Annotated in this window: 21 protein-coding genes; 18 read left to right on the top strand and 3 right to left on the bottom strand. The window is 49.7% G+C overall.

Features of this window, described 5'->3' with window-relative positions:
- Positions 1 to 79 precede the first annotated feature (79 nt).
- The 6 genes from KTH89_RS20555 to KTH89_RS20530 all read left to right on the top strand — a co-directional run bounded on the left by KTH89_RS20555 (position 80) and on the right by KTH89_RS20530 (position 6,992).
- Positions 80 to 1,375, top strand: coding sequence for a 5-bromo-4-chloroindolyl phosphate hydrolysis family protein (locus KTH89_RS20555; protein WP_238722938.1), 1,296 nt, complete (start codon positions 80 to 82; stop codon positions 1,373 to 1,375).
- Positions 1,376 to 1,417: 42 nt separating this feature from the next.
- Complete coding sequence (locus tag KTH89_RS20550) at positions 1,418 to 2,563, top strand: toxic anion resistance protein (protein WP_158344403.1); 1,146 nt, start codon at positions 1,418 to 1,420, stop codon at positions 2,561 to 2,563.
- A gap of 1,067 nt (positions 2,564 to 3,630) precedes the next feature.
- Positions 3,631 to 4,107, top strand: a complete 477-nt coding sequence (gene rnhA / locus KTH89_RS20545; RefSeq protein ID WP_158344499.1) for a ribonuclease HI — start codon at positions 3,631 to 3,633, stop codon at positions 4,105 to 4,107.
- A gap of 32 nt (positions 4,108 to 4,139) precedes the next feature.
- The gene (gene queA / locus KTH89_RS20540; RefSeq protein WP_158344501.1) at positions 4,140 to 5,165 is read left to right on the top strand and encodes a tRNA preQ1(34) S-adenosylmethionine ribosyltransferase-isomerase QueA; all 1,026 of its coding nucleotides are present in this window, start codon (positions 4,140 to 4,142) and stop codon (positions 5,163 to 5,165) included.
- A gap of 212 nt (positions 5,166 to 5,377) precedes the next feature.
- On the top strand, positions 5,378 to 6,202 hold the full coding sequence (locus KTH89_RS20535) for a hypothetical protein (RefSeq protein WP_238722937.1): 825 nt from the start codon (positions 5,378 to 5,380) through the stop codon (positions 6,200 to 6,202).
- The gene (locus KTH89_RS20530) at positions 6,177 to 6,992 is read left to right on the top strand and encodes a DUF2442 domain-containing protein (protein WP_238722936.1); all 816 of its coding nucleotides are present in this window, start codon (positions 6,177 to 6,179) and stop codon (positions 6,990 to 6,992) included. Before KTH89_RS20535 ends, KTH89_RS20530 begins: the two co-directional genes overlap by 26 nt.
- Before the next feature lie 295 nt (positions 6,993 to 7,287).
- Here KTH89_RS20530 and KTH89_RS20525 read toward each other — a convergent pair whose 3' ends face one another.
- The 3 genes from KTH89_RS20525 to KTH89_RS20515 all read right to left on the bottom strand — a co-directional run bounded on the left by KTH89_RS20525 (position 7,288) and on the right by KTH89_RS20515 (position 12,824).
- Positions 7,288 to 11,286, bottom strand: a complete 3,999-nt coding sequence (locus tag KTH89_RS20525; protein WP_238722935.1) for a lectin like domain-containing protein — start codon at positions 11,284 to 11,286, stop codon at positions 7,288 to 7,290.
- Between the two features lie 242 nt (positions 11,287 to 11,528).
- Complete coding sequence (locus KTH89_RS20520) at positions 11,529 to 12,443, bottom strand: helix-turn-helix transcriptional regulator (protein ID WP_238722934.1); 915 nt, start codon at positions 12,441 to 12,443, stop codon at positions 11,529 to 11,531.
- Positions 12,444 to 12,458: 15 nt separating this feature from the next.
- Positions 12,459 to 12,824 carry an ArsR/SmtB family transcription factor gene (locus tag KTH89_RS20515; protein WP_158344408.1) on the bottom strand — a complete coding sequence of 122 codons (366 nt, stop codon included), beginning with the start codon at positions 12,822 to 12,824 and terminating at the stop codon, positions 12,459 to 12,461.
- A gap of 168 nt (positions 12,825 to 12,992) precedes the next feature.
- On the opposite strand from KTH89_RS20515, the gene KTH89_RS20510 reads away from it, so the two are divergent.
- The 12 genes from KTH89_RS20510 (at position 12,993) to KTH89_RS20455 (ending at position 26,565) form a co-directional block, all read left to right on the top strand.
- The gene (locus tag KTH89_RS20510) at positions 12,993 to 13,211 is read left to right on the top strand and encodes a cation transporter (RefSeq protein WP_158344409.1); all 219 of its coding nucleotides are present in this window, start codon (positions 12,993 to 12,995) and stop codon (positions 13,209 to 13,211) included.
- A gap of 23 nt (positions 13,212 to 13,234) precedes the next feature.
- The gene (locus tag KTH89_RS20505; protein ID WP_238722933.1) at positions 13,235 to 15,118 is read left to right on the top strand and encodes a heavy metal translocating P-type ATPase; all 1,884 of its coding nucleotides are present in this window, start codon (positions 13,235 to 13,237) and stop codon (positions 15,116 to 15,118) included.
- A gap of 128 nt (positions 15,119 to 15,246) precedes the next feature.
- Positions 15,247 to 17,583 (top strand): ferrous iron transport protein B, encoded by a 2,337-nt coding sequence (gene feoB, locus KTH89_RS20500; protein ID WP_238722932.1) that lies wholly within the window; start codon positions 15,247 to 15,249, stop codon positions 17,581 to 17,583.
- A gap of 313 nt (positions 17,584 to 17,896) precedes the next feature.
- Positions 17,897 to 18,253: a hypothetical protein gene (locus KTH89_RS20495; protein WP_238722931.1), complete on the top strand. Its 357-nt coding sequence runs from the start codon at positions 17,897 to 17,899 to the stop codon at positions 18,251 to 18,253.
- A 227-nt stretch (positions 18,254 to 18,480) separates the two neighbouring features.
- Positions 18,481 to 19,539: a selenide, water dikinase SelD gene (gene selD, locus KTH89_RS20490; RefSeq protein WP_238722930.1), complete on the top strand. Its 1,059-nt coding sequence runs from the start codon at positions 18,481 to 18,483 to the stop codon at positions 19,537 to 19,539.
- Between the two features lie 66 nt (positions 19,540 to 19,605).
- Positions 19,606 to 21,015 (top strand): L-seryl-tRNA(Sec) selenium transferase, encoded by a 1,410-nt coding sequence (gene selA, locus KTH89_RS20485; protein ID WP_158344414.1) that lies wholly within the window; start codon positions 19,606 to 19,608, stop codon positions 21,013 to 21,015.
- Positions 21,012 to 22,928: a selenocysteine-specific translation elongation factor gene (gene selB / locus KTH89_RS20480; RefSeq protein WP_238722929.1), complete on the top strand. Its 1,917-nt coding sequence runs from the start codon at positions 21,012 to 21,014 to the stop codon at positions 22,926 to 22,928. Before selA ends, selB begins: the two co-directional genes overlap by 4 nt.
- A complete protein-coding gene (locus KTH89_RS20475) occupies positions 22,925 to 23,836 on the top strand; it encodes a selenium metabolism-associated LysR family transcriptional regulator (RefSeq protein ID WP_238722928.1) in 912 nt (303 codons plus the stop codon). Before selB ends, KTH89_RS20475 begins: the two co-directional genes overlap by 4 nt.
- 268 nt (positions 23,837 to 24,104) lie before the next feature.
- The gene (gene yedE / locus KTH89_RS20470; protein ID WP_238722927.1) at positions 24,105 to 25,190 is read left to right on the top strand and encodes a YedE family putative selenium transporter; all 1,086 of its coding nucleotides are present in this window, start codon (positions 24,105 to 24,107) and stop codon (positions 25,188 to 25,190) included.
- 25 nt (positions 25,191 to 25,215) lie between these two features.
- Positions 25,216 to 25,422 (top strand): sulfurtransferase TusA family protein, encoded by a 207-nt coding sequence (locus KTH89_RS20465; RefSeq protein WP_238722926.1) that lies wholly within the window; start codon positions 25,216 to 25,218, stop codon positions 25,420 to 25,422.
- A 1-nt stretch (position 25,423) separates the two neighbouring features.
- Complete coding sequence (locus KTH89_RS20460; protein WP_238722925.1) at positions 25,424 to 25,660, top strand: DUF3343 domain-containing protein; 237 nt, start codon at positions 25,424 to 25,426, stop codon at positions 25,658 to 25,660.
- Positions 25,661 to 25,923: 263 nt separating this feature from the next.
- Positions 25,924 to 26,565 (top strand): GTP pyrophosphokinase, encoded by a 642-nt coding sequence (locus KTH89_RS20455; protein ID WP_158344419.1) that lies wholly within the window; start codon positions 25,924 to 25,926, stop codon positions 26,563 to 26,565.
- Positions 26,566 to 26,819: the final 254 nt, after the last annotated feature.

Genomic DNA, 26,819 nt, shown 5'->3' with positions numbered 1-26,819 from the left:
TCCGCGAGAGACAAAAAGGGAATGCGGGCCTTTTATCCGTAGAATGGATGGCGCGGCCATTGCGCCACTGGAGGTAAAAATGGACGACAGTTTTTCAAATATAAGCAGGGAGATCAATGAAGCGGTAGAACGGGTGTTGTCATCCGGGGCTGTGCATGAATTGAAGGATACGATCAACACAGCCATGAACCAGGCAAATAACGGTATTCGCCAGACCATGGACGATGTGCGCAGACAGACGCAGCAGACCATGAATGACGTCAAAAGACAGGGATATCAGACGAGAGATCATTTCCGGCAGGCTTACCAGAATTTTGATCCGTCGGAATTTCACTCGAACTATACCAGAACCCATAACAGAATGAGGCAGGCGCACCCCTACCAGGAGGAGCAAAGGGCCGGAAACGCGGCTTGGCAGAAGCCGCCCACCCAGCCGGCCGTGAGGTACCGTGAGCCGAAGGGAACGGCGAACATTGTTCTTGGCGTGATCGGCTGCACATTTACCGGAGCAGCCTTTTTGGGTATGGTGTTAAATCTGATACTGAATTTTAATCCCGCGGGGATTCTGGCGGCTGTGATGTTCTTTTTGCTTCTGGCCGGCAGCGTTTCCCTGATTGCCAGAGGAGGCGTGCAAAAAGGCCGGTTTGAGCGGTTTACAAGATACCGGGCGCTGATTCATGGCAGAACCTACTGTGAAATCTCGGAGCTAGCCGCAGCCACAGGGAAGACGGCGAAAGAGATTGTAAAGGATTTGAAAAAAATGATTCGTCTGCGCTTGTTCCCGGTCGGCTATCTGGATGACAAAGAGACCTGTCTGATTCTGGATCAGGAGACCTATCACCAGTATCTGGAGACCCAGGAACATATCAAGCAGATGCAGGAAGAAGAAAAACGCCGGAGAGAGATGGAGGAAAAAGACCCTCAGGCGGCGCGTCTACAGGAACTGCTGGACGAAGGAAAACACTATATTCAGAAAATCAAAGAAATCAATGTCGCTTTGCCGGAGGAGGAAATCTCACAGAAGCTGGACGAGCTGGAGAAGATCACCTCGAAGATCTTCAGCTATGTGGAGCAGCATCCGGCGAAAGTGACCCAGATCCGAAAGTTTATGTGCTATTATCTGCCAACCACCCTGAAACTGGTGGAGGCTTACCGGGATCTGGAAGAACACGGCATCCGCAGTGAAGAAGTCATCAACACGGAAAATGAAATCAAACAGGCGCTTGGAAACATCAACCTGGCCTTCGGGAACCTGTTAAAAGATCTGATGCAGGACGATCTGATGGATCTGTCGGCGGAGATCTCCACATTAGAAGCCATGCTGGCCCAGGAGGGCTTGACCAGCGGCCGGGATTTTGACCGGAGCCTGTTATAAGGAAGAATATGCTGTAAAAACCGCAGCACTGGAGGAAAAAGAATGAGCGATACATTAAAAGAAATGCCGTCATTTACCCTGGAATTGGACACGGACCCCATACCCGCGGCTCCGCCGGTGGTAAAGCAGGAAGCAAAAGAAGAACCGGTACCGGCCGGAGTGGAGGATATGCCGTTAAATGAGCAGGAGCAGAAGATGGTGGAAGACTTCATACCGAAGATCGATCTGAACAACTCCAACATGATCCTGCAGTACGGTTCCGGGGCCCAGAAAAAAATAGCGGATTTCTCCCAGAACGTTCTGAACAACGTAAGAACCAAAGACTTAGGCGAGATCGGTGAGATGCTCTCCGGTGTGGTAAATGAACTGAAAAGTTTCGATGTGGAAGAGGAAAAAGGCCTGTTCGGCATCTTCAAACGCAGCTCTAATAAAATGGCAGCCATGAAATCCAAATACGACAAAGCCGAAGTCAACATCAACAAAATCTGCGATGTCCTGGAGCAGCACCAGAAAAACCTGTTAAAGGACACAGCTATGCTGGATCAGATGTATGAGCTGAACACCGTTTACTTCAAAGAACTAAGCCTCTACATCATAGCCGGCAAAAAGAAACTCAAGCAGGTACATGATGTGGATCTGGCCAATCTCTTAGACCAGGCCAGCCGTTCCGGCCTGCCGGAGGATGCGCAGGCGGCCAACGACCTGGCGAACCTCTGCGACCGCTTCGAAAAAAAACTGCATGACCTGGAGCTGACCCGGATGATATCCATTCAAATGGCGCCCCAGATCCGTCTGGTTCAAAACAACGACACGCTCATGTCCGACAAGATCCAGTCCACCCTGGTCAACACGATCCCCTTATGGAAGAGCCAGATGGTTCTGGCCCTGGGCGTGGAGAATTCAAGGCAGGCTGCCGCAGCCCAGCGTGAAGTCACGGAGATGACCAACGCCCTTCTCAGAAAGAACGCGGACACCCTAAAAACCGCCACCATAGACATCGCCAAAGAGTCCGAGCGCGGCATTGTAGATATCGAGACCCTGCAGCACACCAACGAGAGCCTGATCACCACCCTGGATGAAGTCATGCGAATCCAGGAAGAAGGCCGTCAAAAACGCCGCGAAGCCGAAAAAGAGCTGGCCCGCCTGGAAGGCGAGCTTAAGCAGAAGCTCCTTGGTATGCGGGGGTGAGATACAAAAGAAACGGGGGGCGTATCGCTTGAGGTTCTGCCTTAGGACAGCTGACTCGGATGAGGGCGGAAAACCGCTGTACCCGAGGGCTTCCCGGAGTCTGGGTATGCCCGCTGCTTAAGGCTGGGGACCGGTACGGTATCCGGGGAGGCTCCCGGCTGCCGGGTTCTTTTGTGTCTCCCTGGGAGCGCCAAGGGCTTGCGCTGGCAGACGCTAAGGGAAATTGAAAAGCCGGGTTCAGGAACCGAGCCTATTCACCAGGAACACATGATGTGTTCCCGGTTCAGAGGCTCTTGCCCGTCGGACGTGAAGTCCGCCGGTCATCCTGAACCCGGCTTTTCAATTTCCCTAAGCGTCTGCACAGCCGCCCTATGCGCTCCCGGGGAGACACAAAAGAACCCGGCCGCCGGGAGCCTCCCCGGATACCGTACCGGTCCCCAGCCTTAAGCAGCGGGCATACCCCTCCGGGAAGCCCCCGGTTACAGCGATTTTCCGCCCTCACCCGAGTCAGCCGTCCTAAGGCAGAACCTCAAGCGATACGCCCCCCGTTCCTTTTGTCCAACCTCCCTGAAGCATCCCTTACACCTACTACTTTTATTAATTACACGCAGGCCTTATGAGCTGGATACAGTGTATAGCGGATAGTCCAATGCAACTAAGCTCTCACCAAAGAAGGAGAGGGAAGCGGCGGGGGACGGCAACGGGAGCGGGAGCCCTGCGTATCGGGCGTAAAATCGCTTGAGGTCAGGCCTTAGAACGGGTTACGCAGATGATGGGAGAACCTCGCAGGGCCCGGAACACTGTCCGAGCCGTTTTTTGGCGAGTTTGTTCCGGGCCCTGCTAATAAGAGGTTCTCCCGCCATCGGAGTTACCCGTTCTTAGGCCTGTCCGAAGCGATTCTACGCCCGATATGCAGGGCTCCCGCTCCCGCTGTCGTCCCCCGCCGCTTCCCTCTCCGGCCCATAGTAGAATAGTGTAGGCCCCTAAAGTGAAAAAGAAAAGGGGCTTGAGAAGTGATAAGCTTAATGATACAATCATGGAAGACGTTGGAAGAGGTGAATGAAGGAATGCATGTGGATATTTATACGGACGGCTCGGCCAGGGGAAATCCGGACGGACCGGGAGGATATGGCACGGTGATACATTTTCAGGATTCTCAGGGGAACCTGCATAAGAGGGAATATAGCGGAGGATATAAGAAGACTACGAATAACCGGATGGAGCTTATGGCGGCGATCGTGGGGCTGGAGGCTCTTACGAAATCCTGTACGGTGGATCTTTATTCGGATTCTAAGTATCTGGTGGACGCTTTTAATCAGAGATGGATCGACGGCTGGCTGAAGAAGGGCTGGAAACGCAGCGGCAATGAGCCGGTGAAAAATGTGGATCTGTGGAAGAGGCTTTTGAAGGCGATGGAGCCGCATGTGGTGCGGTATATCTGGGTGAAGGGACATGATGGACATCCGGAAAATGAACGCTGTGATTTTTTGGCTACCAGCGCGGCGGATGGAGATAATTTATTGGATGATGAGGTCTTGTGCTGAACGCACAGGATTTGATAGATGAGGAGATCACGATGCATTTAGATGAATTTGATTTTAATTTACCACAGGAACTGATCGCGCAGGATCCTTTAGAGGACCGGGCGGGCTCCAGGCTTCTGGTTTTGGATAAGGAGACGGGAGAGGTGGAACATCGGATGTTCCGGGATATCCTTTCTTTTCTGCATCCGGGTGACTGCCTGGTGATTAATGATACGAAGGTGATTCCGGCCAGACTGATGGGTAATAAGGTCGGAACGGAAGCAGGGATCGAAGTGCTTCTTCTGAAACGCCGGGAGAATGATGTGTGGGAGACTCTGGTGAAGCCAGGGAAGAAGGCCCGTGTGGGGGCGGAGATCTCTTTTGGCGGAGGGCTTTTGACAGGAAAAGTGATCGGGGTGGAAGAGGAAGGGAATCGTTTGATTCAGTTTTCTTATGAGGGGATCTTTGAGGAGATTCTGGATCAGCTGGGGCAGATGCCTCTGCCGCCTTATATTACGCATGAGCTGAAGGATAAGAACCGGTATCAGACGGTCTATGCCAAACATGAAGGATCTGCGGCTGCGCCCACCGCGGGACTTCATTTTACTACGGAATTGCTGGAACAGATTGAACGGGCGGGGGTTTTGATCGCCCATGTGACGCTTCATGTGGGATTGGGGACATTCCGTCCGGTGAAAGTGGACAATATTCTCGAACACCATATGCATTCGGAATTTTACCGGATCGAGCCGGAAGAAGCGGATAAAATTAATGCGGCAAAAGCCGGAGGGGGTAAGGTGATCGCTGTGGGGACTACCAGCTGCAGAACGCTTGAGTCTGCGGCGGATGAGAGCGGGCTTCTCAAAAGCGGCAGCGGCTGGACCGATATATTTATCTATCCCGGATACCGGTTTAAGATCCTGGATGCCCTTATCACAAATTTCCATCTCCCGAAGTCCACTCTGATTATGCTGGTTTCGGCGCTGGCAGGCAGGGAGAATGTGCTACACGCGTATGAGGAGGCGGTACAGGAGAAGTATCGGTTCTTTTCGTTCGGGGACGCGATGCTCGTAGTGTAAGTAAAAAAATTAGGTTAAGGAGAACCCGCAAAGGCGCAGCAATACTGGGCTGTTGCGGGTTTTTGACATCTAATTTCAAAGACAACTTTTGGGCGTTTTGGGTTAAAATCGGGGTAAAAGGCTGTTTCTACCCACAACTCTTGTAAAAAATTTAGGGATGTACTTGACGTATGACAAGTAAATAAGTATAATATAGCAAGGAGGGTATACTCATGCAGAAGCAAATTATCGGCGACAAGCAGGATCTGACATGGCTGTCGTGGTCAAAAATTCGCAACTCGTCCGGAACAGCAGGTTCTTTTCTCAAGGCGTATTCCGATTTGGATGGAGTGAAGACGTATTATAAGCTTTCTAATTATGACTCGGTCAAGGGAATCGTAGGCCATGAGTGTGTCAATGAAATCATTGTTGACCGTCTTTTAACGATACTTGGCATAGAGCATTTGCCTTATCAGTTGATCCATGCGGATATCCGGATCGATGACCAGCCATACACCACATGGCTTTGTGCATCAAGGGATTTTAAGCAGCGTGGCGAAAGTAAGCTGGCGCTGGATGCCTTCTATCAGGCGGAACGCCTGGCAGGGGAAGGTCCGCTCGAATTCTGTATTCGCAATGGCTGGAAGGAGTATATTTGGCAGATGCTTGCGGTGGATTTTTTGATTTTGAACCGTGACCGGCATGGCGCCAATATTGAAGTTTTGAGAAATTCAAAAAAGAAAACGGTGCGGCTCGCTCCGCTCTTTGATCATGGCCTGTCATTAATTTTCAATTGTCAGGACACAAGCGCCGTGAGAGCAGTACAGGTCCTGGAGGATAAGCCGGTTCAGTGTTTTGTCGGTTCTCGTTCGTCTTGGGAGAATTTAAAATTGATACCAATTGACCAAATTCCAACTCTGCAACCATTGCAGGAAAGAGACCGGGAGATTCTTTTTGCCGGTCTCGAAGACGCCATTGGTTCGGTATGGCTGGATAAGATATGGGAGATGCTGTGGGGGAGGTGGCTGGAATATGAAAATCTTTGCGGTCAAAGATGAGACGGACACCACAAAAAGGACGCTCGCCTGGCTCATTTATTATGAGATGGACAAACGTTTCTACATTGAGTTACCGGATGATGCGGATCCATGGGAAACACCCTTGTTACTTTCTTCCTTTTTGCAACGAGGCGAACGGACGGTGAACGCGTACTGGAGCAGGCTTTGGGTACAGCAGCGTATTGTCCCGTCGGACCGGCAGAATTTAGGGCAGATACTAAAAGAGAATCATCTCGATTCTTATGATGAGTTTGAGCTATTGATGCTGGGGAGTGGCCGCTGTGCACAGGATGATTACTATCTTGTTCCCGTAACAGAAAGCGATTTGCCCGATTCTGTATTGATTCGTTTCGAGAAGAGGGTAGAGGATGTTATTCCCCTTGCGGGAAAACATCTGCTGATATTCTTCCGTGATGGGACTGTCAAAAAATACGATGGAAATGTGATATTGGAAAAGGACGTATCGTTTGCGCCGGTGCTGAAAAGCGAGGAGCTTTTTCAAAGGGTATCCGTCCAAACCGGCGGCTATGGCATTTGCTGGGGTGAAAACCTAAATGTGCCGGATACGGCGCTGTATGACGGGGGAAAGATCGTACCGCTTTCTTTGGAGGATTTTCTCAACTTTGTAGAGAACCGTGTAGTCAATACCACGGAAGCTGCTGAACTGCTGGAATGCTCCAGACAGAATATCGAGGATCTGACCCGGCGTGGAAAGCTTCACCCTATCAAGGCGACGCCGAAGAATAAGTTATTTCTAAAAAGTGAGATCATTCAACGGAAGTGGCACTAAAATGTTTTCTTCGGGGATATAGCTTTCAAAATAAAAGGGCATAACACCGTCAGGCACAATTCCAATCTGATCTGTTGATTTGATACGCGCTGCCAGGACGTTCCTATTATTTAATTGCCATCCATTGTTGTGCAGCCAATTCCGAAAGGCCTCCAGTATTTTCTTTAGACATAAAATATGCCCCCTCCTAAGCAGCAAGTTTTTATTATTTCACTCGTCTGCCTAGAAGGGGAGCATATTATAGTGTTCAATCAGCTAATCTGCAAAAGCCTCTGGTTTATAAATGTGAATGTATTTATAATTTTCTGCGTCTTCTCACCTTGAAAACTAATATCCCAACGACGGCAAGCAGCGCAGCCGCAGCCGCGATGAATAGCACGGATAGCGGCGCCGTATCACCTGTCATGGCACTGTCTACTTTATTGCTTGTCACTGTCGGCTTCCTGTTAGTGCGGTCGGAAGAAGGTGTATCGGTTCCGCCGGGGGTATCAGCATCCTTGGGCAGAATCAACGCAAACGGAGACAGGGAGTATACTCTTACCTGAACCTTGCCGTCTGTTACTGTCAGATTGCGGTATGCATCAATAGTATCTTGATCCGCCTTCACATTTTCTGCTGTTAAACTGCCTGCTTTCACATAGTGTAAAACAGTAATCTGTTTTCCATTGTATTTTGCGTCTACCGGAATCGTAACAGTAAGTGCACCTTTCAATACTGCATCGGTCTTACCGTCTGCCTTTTTCAGAGTGACACCAAAAAGGGAACTAAGCACCTGGCCGTCTTTCACCATATTTTGGAATGCGTTTTGCACTGTCTTATCTGCACTATCCGTAATCAACAGAATCTCATCGCCTGTAAGGTTTCCGGAAGCCTCAAAGTGTCCGGCAATGGAGTCTGGAATACCGGATTCGTTCTTTACTTTACTTACTACGCCCTCCTTAATCGTCAGTATCCCGTCAAACAGACTCCCGACTGTATAATTGGTATCTGTTACAGAAGCAGAATTCATTTTCAGAGTATAAGTACCCGCCAAATTACCGTCCGGTACATTCTGAGGCTCAACATCAGCAGTCAAACCGATTGCACTTTGGTCTGTTCCCGGTACAAGATTGGTCACTTCCACCTCATAACTGCCCGGAAATGCGTCCCCATAGTTTATGATAACATCCTTTGCCTTAACCCCAATCGCCCGCGGCTTAATAGAAAGCGCACCGTCTGTCACTGTCACATCATAATTTGCTGCCGCTGAACTTCCGGTAATGGCCACATTGCCTACTGAGGTTGTCTCATTCGCTGTACAACTGAGCGTTACAGCCAGATCTGCCGCCGTGTCATCTCCCACCAGTGTTCCGTCCGGTATGCTAAGAGAGAATTCCGGATTGGCATCACCATAAAACTTCTTTGCATCTTTCGCCGCTACTGTCACAGCTTTTTTGTTGACAGCCAGCGTCATGGTACCTGATGCATGATTATAATTATCTGTATCATTGGGCACAAACTCAAATTCATACTCTGTTGTACTTCCACATTCCGGATATACATCCGGAGTCTTCCAACTCATAGTCCCGGAAACAGCATGACCATTGTCAAGGCCGGCTCCGCTTACTGGAAAACCGTTCAGCTTCGTCCCATAGACCGCCGGGCTGCTGGTGATTCCGCTGAGATCCGGAGTGGCTTTCTCCACCTGGAGAGCAATGTCTGCATGATATGTACGGTACTGGCTTTCGTGGTCCGGTGTAAAAGTAGCCGGATAAGAAGCTGTGTTTACCTGGGGCACTGTTGCTTCATTGTCCCAGCTCCAGCTTCCGCCGTCCACTGTGGGAAGAGTTACATCTGAAAGTGTTCTGCCTTGGCTGTAGGTAATCTTCTCCAGAGTAGGAACCGCCGGTGCATCTTTTACACGGGCCACAGCATAATATCCCATCCTAGATACATCTGCCCGGAGAACCCCGGTATTTGCAGACAAATCCGCAACCTCTGTCAGGACCATGCTCCCGGATTCGCTGGTGGCATAGTATAATTTAGTTTTTTCATCATTGTCATATCCACTTTTTGGCGTAATCGCCAGATTCACAGTTTCTCCGCTCTTCAGAGCCGGTGAAAGCGCCAGAAAATAAAGATAAAACTGGTTTTCAGCGCCGTAAGGCTTAAGTGCAGTCATCACTGCCTCAAAATCTCCACCTGCTGTTACAGCATCTGCAGTCAAGACAGCATTGGCCGGTAAATAAGCGTTGGCATCTGATACTGCCACATTGCCGTTGTCTGCTTTCAGTTCAAGTGACGCCGGGCTAAAATCAAATCCCCACGCCTTCGTATTCGTACCCAGGGGAACAGACTTGGTTGTAAATACAATCGGTGAATCATCTCCGAGCATTATAAAATCTGTACGGGCAATCTTATCTCCCAAATTATATGCCCTGCCCTTGACTGTGATTGCTGCCTGAACGGCAGGGTCCGCACTGTCCGACAGTGTGACAGCGGTAATCTTAATATAAGAAGTTGCTGCGGGAAGCGGAATATTGGTTATGCCGCTGCTTTCTGCCGCAACATTTATGGTTTCTTCATTTCCAAGCGCTGCATCGGTATTGTCGTATGCCTGATATTTGAAGGCAGATACGGCCGGAGCTTCTGATTCCGGCTCTGCATCCTTGGTAAAAGCCTTAATCATAGCATTGCCAAAGGACAGTCCCTTCCAACTCTCGTCCGCCATATCTGAAGACACACTGCCTTGAATGATATAACTTTCTCCCGGATTACATACCGCTATCTGTGAAGCGGAATCCGCACCAATTTCTACCGGAGTATACCATTTGTGGTCCCCGCCTTTAATGAACTGTACCACGGAGAATTTCTCTCCGGCCGCAATGGCTGCGGGCGTATCCAGTTTTATCGTATGATAACCGCTGTACGCAATCGTCTCGGATTGTTCTGCGATTAATTCCGCATCAGCCGGCACCGGCTCAGTTGCCCCATACGGAATTTTATAAATTTTTACAGATACAGTGGAATCGGGCGCCAGTGTGACTGCAGATACTGCCTGAAGTTCCTCATTTCCTTTCGCAGTGAATACATTGGCTACCCCTTTCTCGATCGTATTCGCTCCAAACTGCATAACGCTGGCAAGTCCCAGATAATCATACTGGTAGATGTTGTCATAGTTGTCTATACTTTCCCCCTGAAAGCTGGTTACCTGGTCAATAGTCCTGTCATAGTAGGAAAGCCAGAAGTATCCGTCCAGTCCCCATGAGTCACTCCAACTGTTTTTCACAAGCCATGCGCCGTTGCCTTTCGGCTGCTTTCCTGTCTTGAAATTCGCACTGGGATAATCATCGTCCCAGCCCACAATGCTGACTCCGTGGTTCTGAACTGTATCACGGTTCAGCACGTCTACATACTGGCAATAATTCTTGTAATTGAAATAGTCGCCGTTCTGTGCGCCATCCGGTGTTGACTGGTCTGCAAAATAGGCTATAGCTACTGCTCCGTGGTTCATGATTGCTGTCTTAATAGCGGCTGTAGCCGCCTCGTCATGAGTGTAAGCGGCATCTGCCGACGGAAGTCCGGTTTCATCGTCGTATTTATCAAAGGTTGCAGGACTTGCCAGAAAGTCCGCATTTTGAAGATGTACGGCAGAAAGATTCCTGCTTGCTGCAGCCACATCCCATGTGCCTGACCTGTCCGTAGTACCCGCTTCATTCTTGTATGGCACATCTGCCTCTAATGCTGCCCCCTGCCAGGTAGACAAAAGCGCGGTTGCCTGAGGCATATTGCCGCCCCTATCCAGACGGTCGACCGTGATATATGACGCGCCCTCTCCAGCCTGGTCAGAATTTGCCGCACTGACTTTTATACTGTCTGCGGTCTGCGGTTCATAGGCAAACCATGCCAGCTGCCGTTCTGAATAGTCCGGATCTGCTTCGGCCGCACTATTGGTATTATCGGTAAGCTGGCTGCTTTCCAGTGAGGACAATGCCCCAAAAGCCCAACAGGAACCCCATGGATTCTGATTTTTTACGGTTGTAGATTTGCCATGTGTACTCAAAATATATTGCGCAGGAAGTGCGGCCCTGCTGCGGTACCTGGTATTTTTGTAAGAATCCTTGAAGACTGTAGGGGTAATTCCGCCGGAAGCATAACTTTGGTCTATCTCAATCAACTCCGGCATTTCCACTGAATCTTTCTCTCCGGGATTACCATTTGGCGCTGCCCTGACATTTAAGACCGGCCCGGAAGCAATCAGGGCTGCCACCATTCCAAGAACGGTAATACGCTTTATAAACTTCTTCATTTTCATAATTCTCTCCTTAGTGCTGATAAATTTGCGGTAAACGATTGAATATAATTTTCCATTACGCTGTTCCTAACAGCATGACAATCTCATTAAAACATTTGATAGATATCATATTATAGTGAGATTATACCGTATCGTCTATGTACTATCAAATAAAACTTCCACTGGACGTGGAAGTTTTGATTACGGCAGATGGAGTTAGCTTCCCGATGAAAAAACAGGAACGATTTTTTATGGAAACGATTTTAAGCCTGGTGATGGTGCTTACGGTATTCCGTCGGAAGTACTTGAAAGTATTCTTTGAACGCGGCTGTAAATTTGCTTTGATTTCCGTACCCCACAGCCTGCGCTATCCGGGAGATACTGTCGTTTGTTTCAAGCAGGAGCTTGGCGGCCTGTTCCATCCGGTGTTCCCTTGTGTGGGCGGCGATGGAATTTCCGTAAACGGCTTTGAATACGGTCTTTAAAGTAGTCGGATTGATCAAATATTGTTTCGCCAGGGACTCGATGGTAAAATGCTGGTCCACATGTCTGGTGAGCTGTTCATGGATATTCCGGATGATCTCGACCTGATCGGCCTGATAGTCGGCTAAGTGCTCGTTGACAGTAAAATTACATTTGCCCAGGTATAGTAAAAGCTCCAGTGCTTTTAATTTCCGGTAAGGGGAACGAAAGGATTCCGGTTGCTCGTAGAAACCGGAAAAAATAGATTCCGTCTGTGCGTTTCCGGCAAAGGAGGGCAGGATACCGCTTTTGCAAAATTTGCGGACTAAAAACTCGCCGGTGATTCCGGTGTCCGCCAACAGTTCCGGGGGATCCTTGGAGAGAACGTCCAGGTTAATGAAAAGCGTTAAGCCTTCATAATAACCATTGGGCAAGGTCATGACTGAATGCGCACATACATCCATAGTATGCAGGCTGTAATTGCCCGGCCCCAGGTATACCGTATTCCCGTTATTCATTTTCCAGCCCATACGGCCGGCTTTGCAATAATTAATCTCCAGGATATGGCACATTGCATCATGGGGAAGCGTGATTTTATCGGATTTGAGAATAAGGTAAGACAGTTCTATTCCGTGATAGAGATGGAAGGTGTCCATTTGACTTCCGTTATGAAGCAGGGATAGTTTCTGTTCTATTTGCTCTAAGCTGTGTGTCATATTGAGTCTCCTATTCTAATCAGGGCATGTGATTTCCATCAGTTTTTCTATCATCTGGTGCAGCAGACGGCTTTGTTCGGTATCGGCGGCCTTGTAATAAACTTCCTTTCCTACACGGCGGCTGATAATCAGGCCGCCGGCTCGCAGCGGGCGCAGGTGATGAGAGACCGCAGGACTTGACATCTGCATCATGGCGGAAATATTGATGACACATTCCTCGCAGTGGCATAAAAGCCAGAAGATACGGATTCGGGTGGTATCCCCTAATTGTTTGAATATTTCGGAAACGGTATAAAAATGGTCGATTTGAGAGAGCGGTTCCTGTAATTGAATGGTGGTGTCCTGCGTGCCGTGATGGTGCGGCAGACGGATTAGATCCATAGAAAAGCCTCCTTTTAATCTAATTAGAAACGATTTTAGCCCATTCGGCAGCGATTACCGGAGAGTGATTGACTTGTAATTTCAGTTGTATTATACTTCATTCATGATAATTAAACAAGTGATTAATTGTCTAAATATAAAAGTTAAATTCTGAAAGGGGTATTTACCATGAAAAAAACTTATAAAATTGAGGTAGACTGCGCAAACTGTGCGAATCTGATGGAGGAGGCCGCCCGAAAGACCGCCGGCGTAACCTCTGCGGTTGTCAACTTTATGACACAGAAGATGATAGTGGAATTTGAGGAAGGACAGGAACCGAAGGCGGTTATGCGGAATGTGCTCTCAGCCTGCAAAAAGGTAGAACCCGATTGCGAGATTGCCATCTAGTGAACAGGAAAGAGAGGGGTACCATGAACAAGAAACAAAAAAAGATGCTGGCGCGTATTCTGATAGCGGCTGTCATGCTGGCCGTATTGAATGTTATTCCGGTTGCCGGTCCGCTGCGCCTGGCATTGTATTTGATCGACTATTTGATTATCGGTTATGATATTTTACAAAAAGCCGGCAAAGGAATCTGGAACCGCAGGGTATTTGACGAAAATTTTTTGATGGCGGTGGCGACTGTCGGCGCGTTTGCTTTAGCTATTTATTCAGGAAGCGGAGATTACAACGAGGCGATCGCCGTAATGCTATTCTATCAGATCGGTGAGCTTTTCCAGAGTTACGCCGTCGGCAAAAGCCGGAAAAATATCAGCGCCCTGATGGATATCCGGCCGGACTACGCCAATGTGGAAGAAAACGGCCGGCTTGTAAAGGTTGATCCGGATGAAGTGGGTATCGGCAGCGTCATCGTGGTACAGCCCGGGGAAAAGGTCCCTTTGGACGGGGTGATTATAGAAGGCAGTTCCAGCTTAAATACCAGCGCGCTTACCGGTGAAAGCCTGCCAAGAGACGCGAAAGCGGGCGATGAGATTATCAGCGGCTGTATCAATATGAGCGGAGTATTGAAAATCCGGACCACGAAGGAATTCGGAGAATCTACAGTTTCTAAGATTTTGGAACTGGTGGAAAATTCAAGCTCCCGCAAATCCAAATCAGAGGATTTTATATCCAAGTTCGCCAGGGTTTATACGCCTGCCGTCTGCTACAGCGCATTGGCGCTTGCGTTCCTGCCTCCTCTAGTTCAAATGATGACAGGCGCGCCCGCAGATTTTAGTGTCTGGATTTACCGCGCCCTGACATTTCTCGTTATCAGCTGTCCCTGTGCCCTGGTTATCAGTATCCCGTTAAGCTTCTTTGCCGGGATCGGCGGCGCCAGCAGGGAGGGAATATTGATAAAAGGCTCCAACTATCTGGAAACTTTATCACATGCAAAATATGTGGTCTTTGATAAGACCGGCACACTGACGCAAGGCGTGTTTGAGGTGAGCGGCGTACATCACAATGAAATAGAGAATGCGAAAATACTGGAATACGCGGCGCTGGCCGAATGCGCTTCCTCTCATCCGATCAGTAAGAGTTTACAAAAGGCTTATGGCAGGGAAATCGATTTAAGCCGTGTAACGGATGTTGAAGAAATCGGAGGATATGGCATAACGGCCAGGGTGGACGGCAAAGCTATTGCCATTGGCAACGACAAGCTGATGAAAAAGCTGGGCATCCCGTATTATGAATGCCATTCCGTAGGCACAATTGCCCACATGGCGATAGATGGCGAGTACGCCGGCCATATTGTGATTTCCGACATCGTAAAACCTCACTCTAAAGAGGCAATCGCAGAACTGAAAAAATCCGGGGTGGAAAAGACGGTAATGCTGACCGGTGATGCGAAACGTGTGGCGGAGCAGGTCGCCGGTTCTTTGGGAATCGATGAGGTGTACAGCGAGCTGTTACCGGCCGACAAGGTTTCTAAGGTGGAAGAGCTGCTGAATGTGAAACACGAAAAAGAGAAGCTGGCGTTTGTGGGCGATGGAATCAACGATGCTCCGGTACTGACCTGCGCAGACATTGGCATCGCTATGGGCGCGATGGGTTCCGACGCAGCCATTGAAGCGGCGGACGTGGTGCTGATGGACGATGATCCCTTACAGATTCCCAAGGCGATCAAAATCTCCCGAAAATGTATCCGGATTGTGTACCAGAACATCAGCTTTGCTCTTATTATTAAATTTGCATGTCTCGCTCTGGGAGCCGTGGGAATTGCGAATATGTGGTATGCGGTCTTTGCAGACGTGGGTGTGATGATTCTGGCTATTCTTAATGCGATCCGCGCCCTGCGTGTTCATAATCTTTAAATAGATGAGTACAGGTATCGGCTTGCCTGTACTCATTTACTTGATATGAAATGGCTGCTGGAAAATAGACAGACCTACAAATATGTAAAATGGTTAGAGATAACTAACTTAATGAAAGGGTGAAACATATGACGTTAAGGAGTTTAAATATTGGATATACGGCAACGATTCTTTCTGTTGGAGGGAGCGGCGCTTTGCGGCAGCATTTACTGGATATGGGATTGATTCAGGGAGCTTTAGTGACCGTAGTGAAGTATGCGCCGATGGGAGATCCAATTGAGCTTCGGATTCATGGATATGAATTGACCATTCGTTTGGAGGATGCGGAGAAAATCCTGATAAGCGATCCGTATGAAGGTATGCCTGAAAACATATCCAGGCGCCCAAAAGCCATAGTTCCGCATCCGGGATACGGGGAGGGCGGAAAGTTTCACCAACGTAAGATAGAAAAACCGTTGCCGGAAAGCACGGTCCTCACATTTGCCCTGGTGGGAAATCAAAACTGCGGGAAAACCACGTTATTTAACCAGTTAACTGGCGCTAATCAGCATGTGGGTAATTTCCCCGGAGTAACGGTGGACCGCAAAGACGGGATGATCCGGGGGTATGACAACACCCTGCTGACGGATTTGCCGGGGATATATTCCATGTCGCCATATAGCAGTGAAGAACTTGTAACCCGGGAATTCCTTCTGCGGGAAAAGCCAAAGGGTATCATCAATATTGTCGACACCACCAATATCGAACGCAACCTGTACTTAACCATGCAGTTGTTGGAACTCCATATGCCCATGGTAATCGCACTGAATATGATGGACGAGTTACGGGAAAATGGCGGTTCTGTTCTGGTAAATGAGCTGGAAGCATATCTTGGCGTGCCGGTCGTTCCCATTTCCGCTGCGAAAGGGGAAGGGATAGACGAGCTGGTAAAACACGCCATACATGTTGCCAAATATCAGGAATGCCCGATAGAGGCGGATTTTTGCAATGAATCAACAGGAGGGATACATAGAGGAATTCATGCGGCAATGCACCTGATAGAAGATCATGCGAAAACCATGGATATTCCGGTACGTTTTGCAGCAAGCAAGATTCTTGAAGGGGACAGACAAGTTCTCGAATATTTGAAGCTTACGCAGAATGAGATGGAAACGCTGGAACATATTTCCCGCCAGATGGAAGAGGAAACCGGACTTGACCGGGCATCCGCCATTGCATCCATGCGTTTCGATTACATACAAAAGGTCTGCGATGCAACGATTGTGAAACCCCGTGAAAGTAAAGAGCGTACACGGAGCAGGAAAATGGACCGGATCCTGACCGGAAAATATACAGGTATTCCGTCATTTATTGGTATCATGGCATTGGTGTTTTGGCTGACTTTTAATGTAATTGGAGAGGGTCTTAAAAATCTGCTGGAGGCAGGTATTGCATCTCTTACGGACCTCGTAAACGGGGCAATGATTACAGCGGGAGTGAATGAGGTATTGCGTTCTCTTGTCGTGGACGGCATATTTACTGGTGTGGGCGGTGTACTTAGTTTTCTGCCGATCATCATCACCTTGTTTTTCTTCTTATCAATTTTAGAGGATAGCGGTTATCTGGCCAGGGTTGCTTTTATCATGGATAAGCTTCTGCGCAGATTAGGATTATCGGGCCGCAGCATTGTGCCGATGCTGATTGGATTCGGATGTACAGTTCCCGGTGTGATGGCGAGCCGGACACTGCCGTCGGAACGGGATCGGAAGATGACAATTTTGCTGACACCATTTATGAGCTGTTCGGCAAAGCTGCCTATTTATGCATTTTTTACAGCCTTGTTTTTTCCTGAGCATGGTGCGCTCGTTATGATAAGCCTGTATGTATTGGGAATTGTTATGGGAATCCTGATGGCGCTCATTTTCAAGAAAACGATGTTTCAGGGAGAACCGGTTCCCTTTGTGCTGGAACTGCCAAATTACCGAATGCCCAGCGCAAAAAATGTGGCTCAGCTGCTTTGGGATAAAGCCAAAGATTTTCTTCAAAGAGCCTGTACGATTATCTTTGTTGCGGTACTTGCAATCTGGTTCCTGCAAAGTTTTGACCTGAGCTTTAATATGGTAACAGATTCCGGGGATAGTATTTTGGCAGCGGCCGCGGGCTTTATCGCCCCTGTCTTTACGCCGATCGGTTTTGGCGACTGGAGAATATCTACGGCTCTGGTTACAGGACTTATGGCAAAGGAAAGTGTCGTTTCTTCGCTTACGGTACTATTTGGAACAACGCAAGCCTTGCAGGAAACACTGACTACAGCAAGCGCCGCTTCGCTTCTGGTTTTTTGCTTACTTTACACCCCATGTGCGGCGGCGGTGGCTTCTATAAAACGTGAACTGGGCGGAAAATGGGCATTGACAGTTGTTTTTGGACAATTTGCAATTGCCTGGATCGCGGCATTTCCGGTGTATCATATCGCCATGCTTTTTTGATGAGTTACACAGTGGCGGTGGACTAAGATGGTTCCGGATAGTACCGCAGGACCGACAGGAATTTCTCATCGGGTTTGGAGGACACCTGACACAAGAATCGGGCATATAAAAGATGCGGCGGCTTTCGCGGAAGCATTGGGCAGCCAAACGGCAGAGATAAACAATAAAACGATGAGCTCGAACGATTATTTCCGATTGTTTCTCAGAATTCTAGTCCGAAAACGGAGTAGACTTTTCATACGCGTTATGCTATAATTTAACACATTAATAAGGTGGTTGTAGTATAGATCTGTTTGGGGAGGTGATCAGGATAATGACAGAAAGTGAAAAATTTGACCTTTTATTAAACGAGATGCAATTGATGAGAGGCGACATGCAGTTCATGAAGGATGACATGCAGTCCATGAAGGGCGAAATGCAGTCCATGAAGGGCGAAATGCAGTCCATGAAGGGCGAAATGCAGTCCATGAAGGATGACATACAGTCCATAAAAGATGACATGCAGTCCATGAATGACCGAATGGATTGTCTTGAGTTACAGATTAAATCAACGGAACGTGTACTCAGAAATGAAATCAAAAAGTCAGAAACCTTGATTCTCGATGAAGTTGAAAGAGTACATACGATCTTAGATAATCACAGACATGATTTGAATGCACACACGGCATAGTCAATCACATAAGGATAAAATGGAAAAGAGCGCAAGCCTTCTGGAAAAAGCGGAAGGTTATAAACGCTCTTTTTTTGTGTGCGAATACTGTAAATGACTGTACAATCCGGATTCGCGAAAGCCACGGGACCAGATGGCTAACCGGGGGCTGAAAACAAAAATGGGTGTTTAATTTACCGCATCTGTGTTAAAATAACGTAAGAAACGAAAGAAAGGGGGAATCTGCGATGGATGACAGAACGAAAATCAGGCTGACCCAACTGTCCAGTACGGCTGGGTGAGCGGCTAAATTAGGTCCTGGGACCCTTGCTCAGGTGCTGAGCAAGCTGCCGAGATTTACAGATGATAATTTGATCGTGGGAACGGAGACGTCGGACGATGCCGCGGTGTATCGGATCAATGATGAGCTGGCGTTGATTCAGACGGTCGATTTCTTTACTCCGATTGTGGATGATCCCTATACGTTCGGTCAGATCGCCGCCGCTAATTCGCTGAGCGATGTATATGCCATGGGAGGAGAGCCGAAGCTGGCGCTGAATGTGACAGGTTTCCCTAATTGCCTGGACCCGGGTATTCTGGGGGATATACTGGCGGGGGGAGCTTCGAAGGTACAGGAGGCGCAGGCCGTACTGGTGGGCGGACATACGATTCAGGACGACGAGCCCAAGTATGGATTGTGTGTTACCGGATTTGTACATCCGGACAGGCTGTGGAAAAATTACGGAGCGAGACCCGGAGATGTGCTGATTCTTACAAAGCCACTGGGAAGCGGGATTCTGAATACCGCGGTGAAGGCCGGACTTGCCTCTTCGGACCAGGTGGAGGAAGTGGTCCGGGTAATGGCTGAATTGAACCGGACTGCGAAAAGAGTGCTGGAACGCTATGAGGTGCACGCGTGTACGGATGTGACCGGCTTCGGGCTGGTAGGGCATTCTATGGAGATGGCGAAGGCCAGCAAAGTATCGATGGATCTGTTTTCCGGTTACATTCCGGTCATGGAAGGCGCGGCTGCCTACGCGCAGATGGGGGTGATCCCGGCCGGCGCATATCAGAATGGAAATTTTCTGCTGGCGGATATGGATGTAACCGCTGTCGTGAAGCGTAAAGAAGAGTATATGCAGGATATCCTGCTGGACCCGCAGACATCCGGAGGCCTTTTGGCCTGTGTGCGGGAGGAAGACGCGGAAAAGATACTGAAGGAGCTTCGGGACGAAGGCCTTAGGACGAAGGCGGCGGTCATAGGAAGCGTTGAGGAATATAAGGGATGCTTTCTGCGGCTGAAGTAAAGGAAAGGCCTGAGAAAACACAGACGTAAGGTAGAGATGTAAGATAAATAGAAAAGGAGGCGGAAGATGGATCAGAGGGAATTGTACAGGAGCATACCGAAGGTGGATATGCTGCTGGAACTATCGGAAATACAGGACTTATTGCTGGATTATGACCGAAGGCTGGTGCTGGAGGCGATCCGGCTGGAAACGGAGAAGCTGCGGGAACGGATCGCGCAGGGGATGGCCGAGGAACAGATGTTAGAGGAAGTGACGAATCTGCCGCTTTCGATCAGAAGGCGTACGGAAAAGATGGCGGACTATGGAATGAAACGGGTGATCAATGCCACCGGAACCATACTGCATACGAATCTGGGACGGGCACCGCTTGGGCAGGAACAGATGGAGCGGCTCTCGAATCTGCTGACGGGGTATTCGAATCTGGAATATGATCTGGAAGCCGGAGAGCGGGGAGAGCGCTGTGCCCATTTTGAATCCTGGATCTGCCGGATGACCGGTGCGGAGAGCGCTGTGGCCGTCAATAATAATGCGGCGGCGGTACTGCTAGCCCTGACCGCTCTGGCTAAGGGGAAGGAAGTGGTGATCTCCAGAGGCGAAATGATCGAGATCGGCGGCCAGTTCCGGATTCCGGATGTGATGGAACAAAGCGGAGCCACACTGCGCGAGGTGGGAACCACGAACCGGACCAGGCTTGCGGATTATGAGAAAGCGGTAGCCTGGAACACCGGAGCCATCCTAAAAGTGCACACCAGCAATTATAAGATCATCGGATTTACACAGAGTACGCCGGTAAGGGAGCTAAGCTCCATCGGAGAGAAGCAGGGTGTGCCGGTGATCGTGGATCTGGGCAGCGGCAGCCTGCTGGACTTAAGTAAATACGGATTGCCCCACGAACCTACCGTGCAGGAGACCATAGAGGAGGGGGCGGATCTGGTATGCTTCAGCGCGGATAAGCTTCTGGGAGGCCCCCAGGCCGGTATTATCGCGGGCCGTAAGAAATATGTGGCTGCGCTTAAAAAGCATCCGATGATGCGGGCGCTGCGGATCGATAAATTTACGGCGGCGGCCCTGGAGATGACTTTCCGGGCTTATCTCCGGGAGGAGGAAGCCTGCTACCGGATTCCGATTCTGAATATGATGACCAGGCCGATTACGGAATTGGAACAGATGGCCTGGAAATTAAAAGAAATGTTAAAGCCCCTGGGAGGACAGTATGTAATACAGATCGAGGATAGCATGTCGCAGATGGGGGGAGGCGCTCTCCCGGAGGAATATTTTCCCAGTAAGTGCATCACGTTCACGCCCAAGGGAAGAACGGTTGTGGAGGCGGAACAGCTGCTGCGCAGGGGCAGTACCCCGGTGATCGTCCGGGTGACGGAGGAGAAACTGGTGCTGGATCTTCGCACGGTGCTGAAGGAGGATTTCGAGATTCTGGGGCAAGTGCTGCTTCAGTCATTGGGAGGAATCGCCCTATGACCTATTGGACCGTGGGAACGGCCGGTCACATCGATCACGGGAAAACTGCGTTGATCAAAGCCCTGACCGGCCGGGACACGGACCGGCTGGAGGAAGAGAAAAAAAGAGGAATTACCATCGATCTGGGATTCACATATTTTGATCTGCCCGGCGGAGATCGGGTCGGGATAATCGATGTACCCGGCCATGAAAGGTTTATCGGCAATATGCTGGCAGGGGTCAGCGGAATCGACCTGGTGCTGCTGGTGATCGCGGCGGACGAGGGTGTAATGCCCCAGACGGTAGAGCATGTGGAGATACTGGAACAGCTGGGAGTCACACGCGGAATGATTGTACTCAGCAAGTGTGACCTGGTGGATAGGCAGTTAAGAGATCTGGTGACAGAAGATGTCCGGCAGCGGCTGAGCGGCAGCTGCTTTGCGAACGCGCCTATGGCATACGTGTCCGCCGTGACGGGGGAAGGGATACCGGATTTGGCGATTCTGATGGAGCGGCTCTTAAGACAGGGGCCGCTCTTTCGTAACGTAAGCACCTTCCCGCGCCTTTTTATTGATCGTATTTTTCAGAAGAAAGGACTGGGAACCATAGCGGCGGGAACGCTGCTGTCAGGAGAGATCGCCAGGGAAGACCGGCTGTTTCTCTATCCCCAGATGTTGCCCTGCAGAATACGTGGGGTGCAGGTACATGGACAGGAGATGGAAAAAGCGTCCGCGGGCCAGCGCACAGCCGTGAACCTTCCGGACATCGTATGTTCCCAAATCAGGAGAGGTACGGTGATCGCCAGGGAAGGAGCCCTTCGCAATACACGGCTTCTGGACGTGCGGATTCATATGTGCCGGCATACGAAACGCAGGCTTTTAAACCGCACAAGGCTTCATCTCTATATAGGGGCTGCGAAATTATTGTGCCGTGCCGTACTGATGGATACGGAAGAACTGGCGGCCGGTGAAAGCGGATATGCCCAGCTTGTTTTGGAGGAAGATCTGGCGGTGCTGAAAGGGGATCGTTTTATTCTCCGATTCTATTCCCCCCTTGAAACCATCGGTGGCGGAGAAATACTGGATCCGAATCCTGTGAAAAAACATAGATACCGGCCAAAGGATCTGGAGGAGTTTCGCCGGGAGGAAGCGGCGGACTTTCCGCAGGAAATCCTGATGTATATACAAAAACAACCCCATGGGTTTATTGTAAAACAAGAGCTGGCCGCAGCTTTTGGGGCGGATGAAAGCAGCATTGCCTATGCCGCCGCTGTTTTAGAAAAAGAGGAGCATCTGGTATCGCTTCAGGGTAAAACAAAGACTTTTCTCTATGAACGGGAGCGGTACGAGGAGCAGATCAGCCGGACGGAAGCGTATCTGAGCCGTTTTCATAAGGAGCGTCCCTATCGCTGGGGAATTGGAAAAGCCCAGCTGCGCACCGGCTGTGATCCCTGGATGACCCAGGAATTCTGCGATGCCTTCTGCCAGACGGCCAGTGACCAGGGAAGGCTACAAACCGGCGCACAGCTGGTCCGCCTGAAAAACTATCAGGTACCCTGTGACGGTACCTATCAAAAGGTCACGGACATCCTGTTTGAGAATCTCACTGCCGGCGGCATGGACTTTGTGCGCCTGAGGGATATGGACTTTGGGGGCATAGCGGAACAGACGGTCCTGGATATCTGCGCGGACGAGCTGGAAAAAGGCAAGTTATATAAGCTCACGCAGGACTGCTATACACTGGCGGAGCTCTATGAGGATGCCTGCGCAAAAATATCCGCCCTGTTAAGACAAAATGGGAAAATTACCGTTACGGAACTTCGGGATCTGTTCGGAACAAACCGCAGGAGCATCCGTATTCTGCTGGAAGATCTGGACTCCCGGGGGATTACGAGAAAAGACGGGAAAGAAAGCGAAAGGGTGTCTGCGTTATGAATCTGAAACAACTGGAAGCGTTCGTCTGCGTAGTGGAACAAAAGAGTTTTTCCAAAGCAGCAAAAGCGTTGTATTTGACACAGCCCACCGTGAGCGCCCATATCCAGTCCCTGGAAAAAGAACTGGGCTGCCGGCTTCTGGCCCGAAGCACGAAAGAGCTATTTGTCACTGCCAAAGGGGAGCGGCTCTATCTGTACGCCAGACAAATGCTGGGCCTGGAAGAAAAAATACTAAAGGAATTCCATTTAAAGGGAAGACGCCGTAATGAGCGGCTGGCGCTGGCGGCATCCACGATCCCGGGTCAATATATACTGCCGGAGATTCTGAGCGCGTATCGGAAACAGTATCCGGATGAAAAATTCCAGGTGATCCAAAGCGACAGCCAGGGTGTGGTGGAAAAAATTATCAGCCATGACGCGGAGCTTGGATTCACCGGCACCAGACTTCCCGAGAGCCGGTGTGTGTTCACTCCCTTTTATACAGACAAGCTGGTCGTTATCACCCCTCCGGCAGAGGAATATCGAACATATCAGCAGAACGGTTTCCCGGCCCAAAAACTAAAAGAGGTCCCCTTTTTGATCCGGGAGTCCGGTTCCGGAACCCGCAGGGAGACGGAGGAGTTCCTGCAGCGTTTTGGAATCCATATATCGGAGCTTAATATAGCGGCTCATATGGATCATCCGGAGATGATCAAGCGGTCGGTCAGCAAAGGATTGGGAGTGGCTATCATATCGGAAAAAGCGGTCCGGGATTATACGGAAGAGGGGAAAATCCTGCAGTTCGATCTGCAGGAGGGCGTCATTCACAGGGATCTTTATCTGGTATGGGAAAAAGAGATTGAATTATCCGCGGCTGCGGCCGCCCTGGCAGATTACGTGAGGATGACCTATGGCAAAGATCGGATCTGAACTTTTGCCATCAAGGCCCCGAGGAGGCAGATGCGGAAATTATAGATATTTTCTATAATTCATGGCAGCCTATGGGTAATATCGATTGGACAGGCACCGGTATTTTTTGTATGATAATAACAGAATTGTGGGAAAGGGCGGGTTATTAAGCATAACCTGCCTTTTTTTGTTGGACAGGGAAACTGAGTGGGGGGAATAGAACATGCAAGAGATCTTCCGGGAATCCTGCAAGATTCTATCGCAGCTCAGGCGAAAAAAGGAGGACGATATGAATCTGACAAGTTCGAAAAAAATGTTATGGGCATCCGGCGCGATGCTTGGAGGAATCGCAGCGCTGCTGGCTTATTTCGGCAATCCGAAGAACATGGCAATCTGTGTGGCGTGTTTTATCCGTGATACGGCAGGGGCAATGAAATTTCACCAGGCGGAAGCCGTGCAATATTTCCGGCCGGAGATTGTGGGATTTGTAGCGGGGGCATTTCTGATCGCGCTGATAACGAAGGAATACCGCTCTTCCGCGGGATCCTCTCCCATGATCCGGTTTCTGCTGGGCGTCCTGATGATGATCGGTTCCTTGGTATTCCTGGGATGCCCTCTTCGCATGGTGATCCGTATGGCGGCGGGCGATCTGAACGCGTACATAGCGCTGATAGGGTTTGTGCTCGGCGTGGCGACGGGGAGCCTGGCCCTGAAAAAAGGCTTTAGCCTGGGGCGTGCCTATGAGACAAAAAAGTCCGGCGGCTGGGTCCTGCCGGTGATCCTCGTGGGATTACTGCTTCTCAGTGTGACAACGACGCTCATGGCCTCCAGTGAGAGCGGTCCGGGAAGTATGCGGGCGCCCATTCTGTTATCTTTGGCCGGAGGCCTTTTGTTCGGAGCTATTGCGCAGAAGAGCCGCGCTTGTTTCGCGGGCAGCGTACGGGATATCCTGCTGCTCAAAAACTTTGACCTGATCTCGGTGATCGGGGGATTCTTCGTAGTGATGCTGATCTACAATATCGCCACAGGAGGGTTTCATTTTTCTTTCTCCGGGCAGCCGGTGGCGCATGCGCAGCATATATGGAACCTGCTGGGCATGTACGTGGTTGGATTTGCGGCGGTATTGGCAGGCGGCTGTCCGCTAAGACAGCTGGTTTTGGCGGGACAGGGATCTTCAGACAGCGCCATCACGTTTCTTGGGATGTTCGTGGGCGCGGCTGTATGCCATAATTTCGGTCTGGCCGCCGCAGCGGCCAACGCGGAAACCAATGCGCCCGGAGGGCCGGCTGCGGCCGGTAAAGCGGCGGTGCTTTTGTGCATTGTAATTTTGCTGGCCATCGGTTTTGGCATACGAAAACGGGAAGACAGACAGTAAATGTTTGGAAAGTGAGGAATTGGTTATGGTAGAGGTAGACGCCAGGGGATTATCCTGTCCGGAGCCTTTGATGATGGCGATGGAAGCGGTGAAAAAGAACCCGAAAGAGAAGATCAAAATTCTGGTTTCCGAACCGCATCAGAAGATGAATGTGGAGAAATATGCAAAAAGCCAGGGGAAAAAGATAAGCGTGAGGCAATTGGGATCAGAGTTTGAGCTTATCGTGGAGTGATATGAGAAAAAAAGAAATGAAATTAGTGATTACATTCCATACGACCGCCGATGCGATGGCTATGGAGAAGAGGTGCAAAACAGAAAAAATGGAGGGAAGGCTGATACCCGTTCCCCGGATTTTATCCGCCGGCTGCGGAATGGCCTGGGCTTGCCCTCCTCTTGATTCGGAACAGCTGACAAGGTGGATGCAGGAGAGACACTTAAGATATGAATCGATACAGGAGTGCCTGGTCTGAACAGCAGACCGGCACTCCTTATTACTTCTCATAGCGGATTAGAAAACAAATAGATCTTATCTATTAAGAAATTATAAATTTTACAAAATTTTTATTAAATTGTGCTGAGATTAAGGATTTTTTTAGGGAAGAGTGGTAGGATAATTTCATGTGGGAATTTTAAGAAGACACAAGGCAGAAAAAAAGAAGCCTGCCCATACCGATATAAGCGCAAAGACGCATGTATGAAAGAAATGAAGAAAGAATAACGACATGAGGTGCGTATGGAAACAGGGATTAATGTCAGCAGTATCGCCTCCGATTTAAGAGAATACGAGGATTTTATTCAACCCTATGAGGACGCGGTGTCGATCGTCCAGGTGTGGCTTGAGACTCTGGATAAAGATTTTCAGCGCAGACACAAGCATAATCCAATACATAGTATGCAAAGCAGGATTAAGACGTTGAACAGCATCGTTGGTAAGCTGGACCGGAAAGGGATACCGGTCAGTTTTGAGGCGGCGAAAGATTATCTGACCGATATCGCGGGTATCCGTGTAATCTGCTTTTATGTTCAGGATGTATATACGATAGTCAATATTTTGAAAAAGCAGATGGATATTATTATGATCAAGGAGAAGGACTATATAGAAGAGCCGAAGAAAAACGGTTACAGAAGTTACCATCTGGTACTGGGAGTGACGGTATATCACGCGGAAGGAAAACAGTATTATCCGGTGGAGATCCAGATCCGAACGCTGGCCATGGACTTCTGGGCCAGTATGGAGCACCAGTTGTGCTATAAAGCGGTGCGGGACGACAAGACGCTGCTCTCGAAAGAATTAAAAGAATGTTCCTTACTGCTGGAAGAAATCGAGGGACGCATGGAACGATTTTATGATCCCGAGGCGGAGAGGGAAGGCTAGCGGAAAAGTTCTGTATTCTGGGACAAAACCAGGTTCTTCCTCGGGTTTGGGTATGCCCGCTGCTTCTGGCAGGGGACAGAGACGGTATCCGGGAAGGCTCCCGGCCGACGGGGTCTTTTTGTCTCCCCGGAAGCGCAGAGGGCTTGCGCTGGCAGCCGCTAAGGGGAATCGAAAAGCCGGGTTCAGGAACCGAGCCTATTCACCAGGAACACGTGATGTGTTCCCGGTTCAGAGGCTCTTGCCCGTCGGACGTG

It is taken from the genome of Diplocloster agilis, from assembly GCF_019042275.1.
GTDB lineage: Bacteria > Bacillota > Clostridia > Lachnospirales > Lachnospiraceae > Diplocloster > Diplocloster agilis.
Note: the sequence above shows the minus strand (reverse complement) of the source record. Positions and strands in the feature narration are given on the sequence as shown.